Annotated in this window: 14 protein-coding genes; 4 read left to right on the top strand and 10 right to left on the bottom strand. The window is 54.1% G+C overall.

Annotation, left to right across the window (positions count from 1 at the left end):
* Position 1 precedes the first annotated feature (1 nt).
* On the bottom strand, positions 2–388 hold the full coding sequence (locus WFL93_RS14335; RefSeq protein ID WP_007888644.1) for a winged helix-turn-helix domain-containing protein: 387 nt from the start codon (positions 386–388) through the stop codon (positions 2–4).
* A gap of 186 nt (positions 389–574) precedes the next feature.
* On the opposite strand from WFL93_RS14335, the gene mutT reads away from it, so the two are divergent.
* A complete protein-coding gene (gene mutT / locus WFL93_RS14330; protein WP_007888646.1) occupies positions 575–970 on the top strand; it encodes an 8-oxo-dGTP diphosphatase MutT in 396 nt (131 codons plus the stop codon).
* A 31-nt stretch (positions 971–1,001) separates the two neighbouring features.
* Here the strand turns inward: mutT and yacG are convergent, their stop codons facing one another.
* From yacG to coaE, 3 genes are read right to left on the bottom strand one after another with little or no spacing between them, the layout of a single operon-like run.
* The gene (gene yacG / locus WFL93_RS14325; protein ID WP_007888648.1) at positions 1,002–1,199 is read right to left on the bottom strand and encodes a DNA gyrase inhibitor YacG; all 198 of its coding nucleotides are present in this window, start codon (positions 1,197–1,199) and stop codon (positions 1,002–1,004) included.
* Positions 1,200–1,207: 8 nt separating this feature from the next.
* Complete coding sequence (zapD, locus tag WFL93_RS14320) at positions 1,208–1,951, bottom strand: cell division protein ZapD (protein WP_007888650.1); 744 nt, start codon at positions 1,949–1,951, stop codon at positions 1,208–1,210.
* 4 nt (positions 1,952–1,955) lie between these two features.
* On the bottom strand, positions 1,956–2,564 hold the full coding sequence (coaE, locus tag WFL93_RS14315; RefSeq protein ID WP_049851453.1) for a dephospho-CoA kinase: 609 nt from the start codon (positions 2,562–2,564) through the stop codon (positions 1,956–1,958).
* 218 nt (positions 2,565–2,782) lie between these two features.
* Between coaE and WFL93_RS14310 the strand changes: the two genes are divergently transcribed.
* Entirely contained in the window at positions 2,783–3,823 is a 1,041-nt protein-coding gene (locus WFL93_RS14310; protein WP_049851454.1) for a GMP reductase, read from the top strand.
* A gap of 33 nt (positions 3,824–3,856) precedes the next feature.
* On the opposite strand, the gene hofC is transcribed toward WFL93_RS14310, so the two are convergent.
* The 4 genes from hofC to nadC form a co-directional block, all read right to left on the bottom strand.
* Positions 3,857–5,056: a protein transport protein HofC gene (hofC, locus tag WFL93_RS14305; RefSeq protein ID WP_336778424.1), complete on the bottom strand. Its 1,200-nt coding sequence runs from the start codon at positions 5,054–5,056 to the stop codon at positions 3,857–3,859.
* A complete protein-coding gene (gspE, locus tag WFL93_RS14300; protein WP_049851456.1) occupies positions 5,049–6,437 on the bottom strand; it encodes a type II secretion system protein GspE in 1,389 nt (462 codons plus the stop codon). The genes hofC and gspE overlap by 8 nt, the downstream gene beginning before the upstream one ends.
* A complete protein-coding gene (gene ppdD, locus WFL93_RS14295) occupies positions 6,437–6,880 on the bottom strand; it encodes a prepilin peptidase-dependent pilin (protein ID WP_336778423.1) in 444 nt (147 codons plus the stop codon). The genes gspE and ppdD overlap by 1 nt, the downstream gene beginning before the upstream one ends.
* A gap of 178 nt (positions 6,881–7,058) precedes the next feature.
* Complete coding sequence (nadC, locus tag WFL93_RS14290) at positions 7,059–7,955, bottom strand: carboxylating nicotinate-nucleotide diphosphorylase (RefSeq protein ID WP_336778422.1); 897 nt, start codon at positions 7,953–7,955, stop codon at positions 7,059–7,061.
* A gap of 181 nt (positions 7,956–8,136) precedes the next feature.
* On the opposite strand from nadC, the gene ampD reads away from it, so the two are divergent.
* Positions 8,137–8,688 (top strand): 1,6-anhydro-N-acetylmuramyl-L-alanine amidase AmpD, encoded by a 552-nt coding sequence (gene ampD / locus WFL93_RS14285; protein ID WP_007888669.1) that lies wholly within the window; start codon positions 8,137–8,139, stop codon positions 8,686–8,688.
* Positions 8,689–8,704: 16 nt separating this feature from the next.
* On the top strand, positions 8,705–9,559 hold the full coding sequence (ampE, locus tag WFL93_RS14280) for a beta-lactamase regulator AmpE (RefSeq protein ID WP_336778421.1): 855 nt from the start codon (positions 8,705–8,707) through the stop codon (positions 9,557–9,559).
* On the opposite strand, the gene WFL93_RS14275 is transcribed toward ampE, so the two are convergent.
* A complete protein-coding gene (locus tag WFL93_RS14275; protein WP_336778420.1) occupies positions 9,541–10,494 on the bottom strand; it encodes a glycoside hydrolase family 43 protein in 954 nt (317 codons plus the stop codon). The genes ampE and WFL93_RS14275 overlap by 19 nt on opposite strands.
* Positions 10,491–11,897 (bottom strand): MFS transporter, encoded by a 1,407-nt coding sequence (locus WFL93_RS14270; RefSeq protein WP_336778419.1) that lies wholly within the window; start codon positions 11,895–11,897, stop codon positions 10,491–10,493. Before WFL93_RS14270 ends, WFL93_RS14275 begins: the two co-directional genes overlap by 4 nt.
* Between the last annotated feature and the right edge of the window lie 162 nt (positions 11,898–12,059).

The following is a 12,059-nucleotide window of genomic DNA, read 5'->3' as shown; positions in this document are numbered from 1 at the left end:
CTTAGCGCGTAATTGCCATTAGCTTCTCTTCGTTGAGTCGTACGCCGTGATAAGGCAGCGTGACCAACAAACCATCCGGCAAGCCAAATCGTTTGAATAATGCCCGGCTTTGAAACAGCAATTGATGGTAATTATTATCGCTGATGCCTGGATAGCTCTCATTCCACACTGTCGCGATGATCTGACGTTTTGAGGTAATCCGCAGCAACAGGCAGGAGAAGAAGCGTTTTTGCGCTTCGTTAAGTGGCATGATTTTATGTTCAGGCCACCAGGTTAGGGTGTTCTGAGCACTGTCTAAGGTGAGAAGGTCGTGAAATACCAGATGGCGTAGAGTATGTAATTGTTCCGGCGTGTTTTGTTCCAGAAACGTTGTTTCTTTGAATTCCATAGGTAATCGGGTTTGGCAGAAGAAAGTGGCTGCGAGTATTCCCAACATCCCCGGTTGCGATCATTACGACATGTCTTAATCAATGGCTTTTGTGCGGCACATGGCGTCACATTCATCTCAGTGGTTAACATCACGCAACGTCTGATTTACACTCAGCGCTCATTTATTAAAAGCGGAATCCAGCTTATGAAACACCTGCAGGTTGCGGTGGGCATCATTCGCAATACAGATCGTCAAATTTTTCTGGCCCAGCGGGCGGCAAGCTCCTATATGGCTAATAAATGGGAGTTTCCAGGCGGGAAGATTGAACAAGACGAAACCGCCGAGCAGGCGCTGAAACGTGAGTTGATGGAAGAAACCGGGATAGACGTTACTTCAGCTAAGGCAATTGGACTGGCCGATCATAGCTATGAAGACCTGCGCGTTACGCTGCATTTCTTCCTGGTGGAAGGCTGGAACGGTGCGCCTTATGGCCGTGAAGGACAGCCACAACGCTGGGTTGAACAGCAGGATTTGGTTGCGGATGAATTTCCTCCGGCAAACCATGAGCTGATAGGTCGTCTGGTGGCCGGCGAGATTTAAGTTAAGGGGCTGCTGGCCCCTTACTTTTTTGTTACTGCTGCTCTTCGCTCCAGTCATCGCTGTCTGTCAGATCACCGTTGCTGGGAATGCGTTTTTCTTCTGCTGCCCATTCACCTAAATCAATCAGCTGGCAACGTTTACTGCAGAATGGCCGCCACGGGCTCAACTCATCCCAGATCACATCTCTACGACAATTGGGACAAGGTACGGTAATAATCTCTTCCGGCATAACTTCCTCTAACAACAAGCTAATTCAAAATTCAGTCGGGCTGGCACCTCACCCCGTTCGCTGTCTAACGGCAGAAAACGAATGGCATAGCGACTTTTGTGGCCCGAGACTTGCGGATACAGCGCATCTTCCAGCATTAACTGCAGGCGCAGCAAATCGGATCCTTCGGCATTGTCCTGATAAAAACCATTGAGGCTAGTTTGATGACGGAATACGCCGGACTGACGCACTAAATCGAGAATCATCGTTAAACTATTACGCAGCGGATTCAGCGATTCTAACCAGCTATTGACCTGCACATCACGCACCGATTGGTCCTGATGCAGCCAGATGTGCAGACTTGGTAAATCAAAACTACAGCAGCCGCCGGGAATACTCAGGCGCTGACGTACCAGCGCAATCAGGCGATCTTCACGTAGCTGTTGGCCCATCCGCGGCGCAGCCATCAATTCGCTAGAGTATTGTTTCAATTGCTGGCGCAGATTGCTAACGCGCAGTTCGTCAACGCCAGGCACATCCAGCCAGGCGCGTAACTTCTGCTGCTGCCGCTCCAGCTCTTTTAGCAATTCAGTGCGCATATCTCCGCGCTCAAAAATATCCAGGAGATCGCTAAGAATGCGAAAAACGCCGAGAGCCGAGACCGAACCACTTACTGGCACAGTTTCATGCAGCTGATCAATAAGATACTCAACGCGCAACCAGGTACGCATCTTCTCGTTCAAAGGGTGTTCGAATAGAACAACTGTACTCATGATGTTAATCCTTTCCGGTTGCTGCCAGACTTAGATAGTGCTGGTGAAGAGCAGCAACGCGCGGTAGCACCTGTTCAGGCGTACCGCTGTTATCAATGATGTCATCCGCACAGGCTAATCGCTGCTCACGACTGGCCTGCGCGGCAAGAATACTTTTCGCCTGACTCAGTGAAATGCCATCGCGCTGTTGAGTGCGTTGCAATTGCGTTGCGGTATCCACATCTACCACCAGCACACGATCGGCCTGCTGCTGTAATCCATTTTCGACTAACAGCGGCACCACCCAAAGCACATAAGGTGAAGTGGCCAGTAACTTTAATTGTTGTGTGCGGGCGTTAATGAGTGGATGGAGCAACTGATTGAGCCAGTTTTTTTCTTGCGGTTGCTGGAAAATAATTTCACGAAGTCGCGCACGATAGAGCGTGCCTTCAGCCGTCAGAATGGATTCTCCATGTCGTTGAGCAATCGCCTTTAAGGCGGGCGTGCCGGGTTCAACGACTTCTCTGGCAATGGCGTCAGCGTCAATAATATCAACGCCTAGCGCTGCGAAAGCATTAGCAATAGTGGTTTTACCACTGCCAATGCCACCGGTGAGCGCAACGGTATAAGGCATAGCGTTCTCGCAAAATTTATATCGTGAGCGGTGATTAACCACAGCAAGATGAGAGCATGATCACAATCATTTTTCTCAGCTAAATTTAAGGGATTGTAGCCTAAATAAAGTGAAATTCGCAGTCTTGTCGCGCAAGGAATGGCGCGTATGATAACGACACTGGAGCCGTGAGCGCTACCCGAACCGCGGTTCGTCTTCACTAACCAGGACAATCAGCTATGCGCATTGAAGAAGATTTAAAACTGGGCTTTAAAGATGTTTTGATCCGCCCAAAACGCTCCACCTTGAAAAGCCGTTCCGAGGTTGAACTGGAACGCACCTTCACGTTTAAACACTCAGGCTTAAACTGGAGCGGCATACCCATTATTGCCGCTAATATGGATACCGTCGGCACGTTCACTATGGCTGAAGCGCTGGCCAGTTTTAACCTACTGACCGCGGTGCATAAGCACTATAGCGTAGAAGACTGGCAGGCATTTGTGCAGCGCGTCCCGGCGACGGTGCTGAGTCATGTGATGGTTTCCTCAGGCACATCTGAATCAGACTTCACTAAGTTATCCGCGATTCTGGCGTTATCACCGCAACTTAATTTCATCTGTATCGACGTGGCTAACGGCTACTCCGAGCACTTTGTTCAGTTCTTGCTGCGGGTGCGTGAAAGCTTCCCAGGTAAAACCATCTGTGCGGGCAATGTCGTCACCGGTGAAATGGTGGAAGAGCTAATTTTGTCGGGCGCCGATATCGTCAAAGTAGGGATTGGCCCTGGCTCGGTGTGTACCACGCGAGTGAAGACCGGCGTGGGCTATCCTCAGCTCTCTGCGGTTATTGAGTGTGCTGATGCGGCACATGGTCTGGGTGGACAAATCGTCAGTGATGGCGGCTGTTCGGTTCCGGGCGATATTGCCAAAGCTTTCGGTGGTGGTGCAGATTTCACCATGCTCGGTGGCATGCTTGCGGCGCATGACGAGTGCGAGGGCACCATCGTTGAAGATCAGGGTGAGAAGTTTATGTTGTTCTACGGCATGAGCTCCGAATCGGCGATGAAGCGTCACGTAGGCGGCGTGGCGCAATACCGTGCAGCTGAAGGTAAAACCGTACGCTTGCCATTGCGTGGTCCCGTTGAAGATACGGTGAAAGATATCCTCGGTGGCTTGCGTTCAGCCTGCACCTACGTGGGCGCGGAGCGTTTGAAAGAGCTGACTAAGCGCACCACCTTTATCCGCGTAGCAGAACAAGAGAACCGCGTGTTTACTCGCTGATCGAAGATAACGGGCGCGCACAGCGCGTGCCCGTTAACGAATCGCATCACCCAGGCCAAATACCGGCAGATACATCGCTATCACTAACGTCCCAACAATCCCGCCAATCACCACCATCATCATCGGTTCCAGCGACGCAGCCAGAGCATCAGCCCGCGCCAGCGTTTGGGCCTCATGCCACTCCGCCAGACGCGCCAGCATCACATCGAGCGCACCCGCCTCTTCGCCAACTCTGACCAACTGGGCACAAAGCGGTGTAAACAGCAGATGCTGTTGTAACGCCTGATGCAGTGGTGCACCCGCAGCGATATGCTGTTGCAATTGAACAATGGCATCACGCCACAGACGCGATACTAGCGTAACCTCTACCGCCTGCAGGCTCTGTAACAGCGTTAAACCAGATTGCTGAGTAAGTTGCAGGATGGCGTAAATCTGGCTGAGCTGCCCACCGCGCCACAGCGGTGATAGCAACGGCATGCGTAACAGCCATTGCTGTGTACGCTTTTGCCAGGGCACTGAGCGTCGATAAGTTTGCTGCGCAGTTGCCAGCACCGCGGCGCATACCAGCGACAGCGGTAGTGCGGCTTTTTGCAAAAGTTCTGACAGAGACATCACCGCAGCGGTAAAAGCGGGCAACGGAGCATCAAAACTGGCATACACGGAGACAAATTCCGGCAGCACAAACAGCAGCATGCCGGCACTGACCGCGAGCGCCACCAGCAAGATAAACAAGGGATAACGCAGCGCCTCCACAACTTTTTGCCGTAAATATTGCTGCTTGCTTTGCTGCTGCGCCAGCTGGCGACAGCATTCGTCGAGTTGGCCCGTTAACTCGCCAACCTGCATCAGCGCGGGAAACAGCGGTGGAAAGATTTGCGGCCACTCCTGCAGCGCCTGTGAAAAGGGTTCACCGGCAATGACGCGGCGCTGCAATCCTTTCAGTAATACCCGCCAACCGGCATGCGGATGACCTTCCGCCAGCAGTATCAGGCTTTCGGCCAGCGGCAAACCGGCTTTAAGTAGCGTCGCTAATTGCCTAACCAGATCGATCTTCTGCTGCCACTTCCAATCGCGTGAGCGCCAGCATTTACCACGCTGCCAACTCACCGGCAGCATGCCTCGATCGGAAAGTTGATTGAGTAGGGCTTCCTGGCTGATGTTGAGCGACTCACCTTCCTGCAATACGCCCATGGTATCAAGCGCATGCCAGCGAAAATGATAGAGATTAGCCATCGCCAAGTCCCACCACGCGCTGCATCTCTTCAAAAGAGGTATCGCCGCGACTCACCGCTTCCAGCCCTGCAGCCAGTAATGTTTTCAATCCTTGCTCATTGGCTATGGCCAGCAAATGCTCTAGCGGCATATCTGCCGAGATAGCATTTTGCAATTTGCTGGTTATCGGCAGAATCTCAAACAGCGCCAGACGGCCGTAATAACCAGAGAAGCAGTGATCGCAACCGGGCGCTCGCCAGGTTTGTAGGGTGCCAGGCCAGAGGTCGCCTGGCAGATGGGCGATAGCTTGCCCCGGCTGACGGCAATGCACGCACAGGCGCCTGACCAGGCGTTGCGCGACCACCAGTTGCAGAGCAGGTCCCAGCAGATAGCCCGGAATGTCCATCTGGCGCAGACGCGTCAACGTTTCAGCGGTTGAGTTAGTATGCAAAGTGGAGAGGACCAGATGGCCGGTTTGTGCCGCCTTAACGGCAATGCTTGCTGTCTCGGCATCACGAATTTCACCCACCATAATGACATCAGGATCCTGGCGCAGCAGTGCACGCAGCACACGATTAAAATCAAGCCCGCTGCGCGGCTGGATCTGCGTTTGATTAATGCCATCGAGCGGAATTTCCACCGGGTCTTCCACGCTACACACGTTCTTTTCCGGCACGTTTAGCGCGCTTAAGCCGCTGTAGAGCGTGAAGGTTTTTCCGCTTCCGGTGGGGCCGGTGACCAGAATCAAACCCTGAGGCTTTGCCAGCGCATTTTTCAACAGGCGTAACTGTGCTGCGGGCATCCCCAGTTTATCGAGTGTGATGGCGCTATTTTCACTTTGCAGCAAACGCACCACGGCCTTTTCGCCCTGACTGATGGGTAATGTCGAAAGGCGAAACGCTGCCAGTTTGTCGTCTATTTCCAGCGTAAACTGCCCATCTTGCGGTAAACGTCGTTCCGCAATATCTAATCCGCCGAGAATCTTTAAGCGTGCCAGTAGCGCAGCAGGCTGCGCCTCGGAGGATTGAGGCAGTTTATGCAGCACGCCATCTATGCGCAGACGCACGCGCAGCCCATGTCGCTGCGGTTCGAAATGGACATCCGATGCGCGACGCTGGATGGCCTGGCGCAAGATTTGATCCACCGCGTTAATCGCTGACTCTGCGCTGGCGTGTTCACGTGGCGTGCTAGCGGCTTCAGGTTCGTGGAGCAATTGTTCGAGTCGTGCCGCAGGCCAGCATTCGACGTCGACCTTGCACTGACTGGCGAACTGCAATGCTTCCAGTAGCAGCGGGTCGGGCGTCTCTGCTACCGCCACGCGCAGCTGCGTGGCGTCATGTTGCAAAATTACCGCCTGATAACGTGCGCACAAGGCTTGTAACGCAGCATTTGGATTGTCCATTAATTGGCATCCTTGTCATCAAAGCGGAACTGTTCAAGACAGCTATCGCGCAGGCTACTGTTATCACTGGTACAACTACGCTGCCAGCTCATGGTGCCATCCGATGCGTTCCAAATTGGCAGCATTTCGACCGCTAATCCGCTAAGGCTCTCTTGTCCGGTCAGATTGATCGTACCGTTGACCACGCTCAGCGTTGCCACATAGCGCGAACCTTTCGCCGCAGGAATGCCGCGCTGTCCCGCCTGACACTGCGCTGGACCGCCACGTTCAATCGAACAGAGTTCCACTGCCGTTTTATACGGCACCATGGTTTGCAGCATGTCGGTTAGCGCCGCGCGTTGCAGATAATTTTGGTAGGCCGGTAAACCGATGGCGCTGAGAATGGCGACGATGCCAATCACAATCATCAATTCGATGAGGGTAAAACCGCGTTGTCTTTCCATAGTGATGCTCCTTGTTGTGGAGCCGCTACGGTAGAAAAGGGCGAGTAAAAGCGGAAGCCAGGCATGCGCGAGTCTGGAAAGCATCGCGCAGAGAATCGTCAGGATTACAGATGAGCTAGCAGAAATTTGGAAGGCATACCGCAAAACCGCCGCCACGAAGGGCGACGGAGGCGCTGAATTAAAGGTCGCGGAAGCGCATCGATAAATCCAGCGCGCGCACATGCTTGGTTAACGCACCAACGGAAACGTAGTCCACGCCGGTCTGGGCAATGTGTGGCAACGTGGTTTCGGTAACGTTGCCAGAGACTTCCAGCAGCGCACGTTTATTGGTTAGCGCCACCGCTTCATGCATCATTTCAAGGCTGAAGTTATCCAGCATGATGATGTCCGCGCCAGCATCAATGGCATCCTGCAGTTCCGTCAGTGATTCGACTTCGACCTCAACCGGCACATCGGGCGATAGCCACAGCGCTTTTTCTACCGCGTTGCGCACTGAGCCGCTGGCAATAATGTGGTTTTCTTTAATCAGAAAAGCATCCGACAAACCTAAGCGATGATTGTTACCGCCACCGCACAGCACCGCATATTTCAGCGCGGTACGCAGGCCGGGTAAGGTTTTACGCGTGTCGAGCAGTTGCGTGTTGCTACCTTGCAGCAGGGCGACATAGCGGCTGACTTCAGTAGCCACACCAGACAACGTTTGTACGAAGTTAAGCGCAGTGCGTTCTGCGGTTAAAAGCAGGCGCGCCGGGCCACTGAGCTCAAATAGCAGTTGATCGGCAACCAGCGTTTGTCCATCTTCAACATGCCAGTTGATGCTCACTTTATTGCCCAATTGGATAAACACCTCTTCCACCCAGCGTTTACCACAAAAAACACCGACTTCACGCGTGATTACCTGCGCCACAGCCTGCTTCTCGGCTGGCAGCAGTAACGCGGTGATATCGCGATCGGCATCCACTTCGCCGCCCAGGTCCTCCTGAAGCGCGCGGGCAACGGCTTCAGGGATATCTTGCTCAATACGCTTAATCAATTCCTGACGGCGATGATCGGGATCGTAACGACGCGTTGCCATGGTTTACCACTCCACAAGACGAGATTTTGTGCGCTCACCTTAGCCTGATTTATCGGCCATTGCCAGTTGCTGCAGGTGAAATGTTTAGTATCCTTAACTCCGGGTTGCTGGCGCATTAAGTCGCAAGTCTGCTCTCTGAAACATGTTATTCTCAGCCTGATTTTGCTGAGGATTTAACGGCATGAAACTGGAAGAGGGCTGGATCACCAGCGCGCGCAAAGTACCTTCACCCCACTTTAATCAGCGTCCGAATGATGAAGTTCCCTCGCTGTTGGTGATTCATAACATTAGCTTACCGCCCGGTGAGTTTGGCGGGCCGTGGATCGATCGGCTGTTTACCGGCACGTTGCCTGCGGATGCGCATCCCTATTTTGCCGAGATCGCCCACCTACGCGTGGCAGCACACTGTTTGATTCGCCGCGATGGTGAGTTGGTGCAATACGTCTCTTTCGATCAGCGCGCCTGGCACGCTGGGGTATCACAATTTGAAGGGCGTGAAAGCTGCAATGATTTTTCGATGGGCATTGAGCTGGAGGGCACCGATACGCTGCCGTATACCGATGCGCAATATGCCACTTTGCAACAGGTGACGGCGTTGTTATTGCAGCACTATCCATTGACGCCGTCGCGCATTACCGGCCACAGCGATATAGCGCCGGAACGTAAAACGGATCCGGGGCTCTCGTTTGACTGGCCGCGATATAAAGAGTCTATCAGGCAGGAGAATTCCTGAAACAGCAGGAGCAGGTATGACGTTGTTTAGCTTGTTATTAGTCTTAGGTTGGGAACGCCTTTTTAAGCTGGGTGAACATTGGCAACTGGATCATCGGCTTGAGCCGCTGTTCCGGAGACGTCAGCGCTTTTCCCTGCTGCGCACGCTGTTGATGACCGTCATGGCGATGCTGATCGTCTGGCTGGTGGTGTGGAGCCTGAAAGGTATTCTGTTTGGCGTAGCGCAACTGCTGTTCTGGATTGTGGTGGGTTTGCTGTGCATTGGCGCCGGTTCGGTACGGCTGCACTATCACAACTACCTTAAAGCCGCGAGCCATGACGATGAAGCAGCCCATCAGGCGATGGCCGCCGAACTGACGCTGATTCACGGTGTGCCTGTTGAGTGCAGCGAACGCGAGTTCCTGCGTGAACTGCAGAATGCGCTGATATGGATTAACTTCCGCTACTATCTGGCGCCGCTGTTCTGGTTTGTGGTTGGCGGTCCTTACGGTCCGGTGCTGTTGGTGGGTTATGCATTTCTGCGCGCCTGGCAGAGTTGGCTGGCGAAACACCATTCGCCGCTGCAGCGTTCGCAATCTGGCGTTGATCGCCTGCTGCACTTGCTGGACTGGATTCCTGTGCGCCTTGCCGGTGTGGCTTACGCGCTACTCGGGCACGGCGAGCGTGCGCTGCCGGCGTGGTTTGCCGCGCTTGGCGATCTGCATCGCCCGCAGTATCAGGTGCTGACCAGCCTGGCGCAGTTCTCGCTGGCACGCGATCCGCACATGGATAAAGTCGAAACGCCACGTGTTGCGGTGGCGCTCGCGAAACGTATTTCTCTGGTGCTAGTGGTGGTGGTGGCGCTATTGACCATCTACGGCACGCTGGTGTGATCGGCCGGCGGCACGCCGAAATCCGGTGTGCCGTCTTCGCGCCAGTCAACGTACTTTAATCGCGTATGGCGATTCGGATCCCACAGCGGATCGCCCTCAATTTCCGTATAGTTACGTGCGTGATACACCAGCACATCCCGCCCCGCCTCATCCACCGTAAAGCTGTTATGCCCTGGCCCGTATTGTTGATTATCCCAACTGGTGGCAAATACCGGACGCGCCGATTTATGCCAGGCGCTGATGTTAAGCGGATCGGCTGACACATCAATGCTTAAGATGCCAAGGCAGTAATTTTCATCGGTGGCGCTGGCGGAGTAGGTGACAAACAATCGTTCACCGTGCTGAATCACTGCCGGCCCTTCATTCACGCTAAACCCTGCGCATTCCCATTCGTACTCAGGTCGGCTCAGCATCAGCGGGGCGCTTTTCAATGTCCAGGGATTGAGTAGCTCGGCGAGATAAAGGTTGGAGTTGCCGGGAATAGCCGGGTCTTTCTGCGCCCACAGATACCAGTGTTTGCCCTGATGCGAGAAGTAAGTGGCATCCAGCGAGAAGGAGTCGATGGGCGTGTGGACGCGACGGCAAGGTTGCCAGTTGCCGCTGAGCGGATTGGCATCATTGCACACCAGCGCATACATGCGGTGCTGGAAAAGCCCATCTTTAATTTCGCGCGTCGGCGCGGCGGCAAAATAGATCACCCATTGCCCATTTATGTGGTGCAGTTCTGGTGCCCAAATTAATGCGCTGAACGGGCCGGTATCGGGTTTGTGCCATACGGTAACGGCTTGCGCATCAATCAGGCCAGCCAGCGTAGACGCATAGCGAATCTCTAGTCGATCATATTCCGGCACCGAGGCGATAAAATAGTAGCCATCCGCGTGACGCAGAATAAAGGGATCGGCGCGTTGGGTAATAAAAGGATTGGGCCAGCTCATTTGATCTCTCCGGGTTGCGTAGTCGCTGAGGACGCGATAGGGGATACGTGATGTGAATGGGCACGGCGTAGTGCCAGATCGGCCTGAATGGTGCGCATCATTTTGCGATCTACTTTCATCAAGCGCACCACGCCAGCGGTTATCAGATAGCCGACGCCTGGAATCACGGTAAACAGCAGCATGATGCCGTTAGTGGCGCTGGGTGCCTGTTGTTTGGCACCGGCATCGTAGCCATATATCGACAGCAGGAAACCTACCATCGCACCGGCAACCGCCAGCCCAACTTTCAGGAAGAACAGATTGCCGGAGAAGCTCATACCGGTGATGCGTTTGCCGGTTTTCCATTCACCGTAATCATCCACGTCGGCCATCAGCGACCAGTGCAGCGGCGAGGGAATTTGGTGCAGGATATTCAGCAAGAAATAGGCGATCACCACCGCGACGGTGGCGTGTGGATCGATCCAGTAAAAGCCGCAGGAGAACAGCGCCAGCGCGATGTTAGTCCAGAAAAAGACTTTGAGCTTGCACCAGCGGTCGGTAAGAATTTTCGCCAGCGTGCTGCCAAACATCATGCCGATGACGCCAAGGCTGATGAACAGCGTGGCGAAGTGCGTCGATTGGCCCATCACCCAGGTGACGTAATACATGGTGGCCGCCATGCGGATAAAACCAGGGCAGACGTTACAGAACGTCAGCAGCAGAATGCGCACCCACTGATCGTTCTTCCATACGTCGCGCAGGTCCTGTTTCAAATCATCATTGCTTGGCGCCGCAGGTCGAATGCGTTCGCGCACCGTAGCAAAACAGAACAGGAACATGGCCAGACCAATCAGCGCCAACACGCTCATCGCCAGCTGATAGCCGCGTGCTTTATTGTCGCCACCAAACCACTCGGCCATCGGCAGTAGCGAAAGCGAAAGAATGAGCGTGGCAACGCCCACCATCACAAAGCGATACGACTGGCACGACACGCGTTCTCCGGGATCGTTGGTAATCACGCCACCCAGCGAGCAGTAAGGGATGTTGATGGCGGTATAGGTCAGCGACATCAGGAAGTAGGTGACAAATGCCCAGATAACTTTGTTGTCGTAGCTCCAGCCCGGCGTGGTAAACATCAAGACGCTGAACAGCACGTAGGGCACGGAAACCCACAGCAGCCAAGGGCGGAAACGGCCCCAGCGGCTCTGGGTTCGGTCGGCAATGGCGCCCATGATCGGATCGGTCACCGCATCCAGCACGCGCACCGAGAGCAACAGCGTGCCGACCAGCGCCGGGGCTAAGCCAAACACATCAGTGTAGAAATAATTGAGGAACAGCATGATGGCGCCACCAATCATGTTGCATCCGGCATCGCCCATGCCATATCCCAGTTTCTCCCGGAACGAGAGGGCTGCTCCTTTCATTGATCGTCTCCAGCGACTAGATGAGCAGAAATTATCTGTGCAAAATCAGTAATCTGCTGGGGAGTAAATGGTCGGGTAGATGGACAAAACGCGCGGGCGGGAAAAAGTGTGAGCCAGATCAGAGGAACTGCCCGGCAACAGCGTGCCGGGCAGGGAATAACA

It is taken from the genome of Pantoea sp. USHLN256 (assembly GCF_037149875.1).
In the GTDB taxonomy this organism is placed as follows: domain Bacteria; phylum Pseudomonadota; class Gammaproteobacteria; order Enterobacterales; family Enterobacteriaceae; genus Pantoea; species Pantoea nemavictus.
This window is presented reverse-complemented; position numbering and strand designations above follow the sequence as displayed.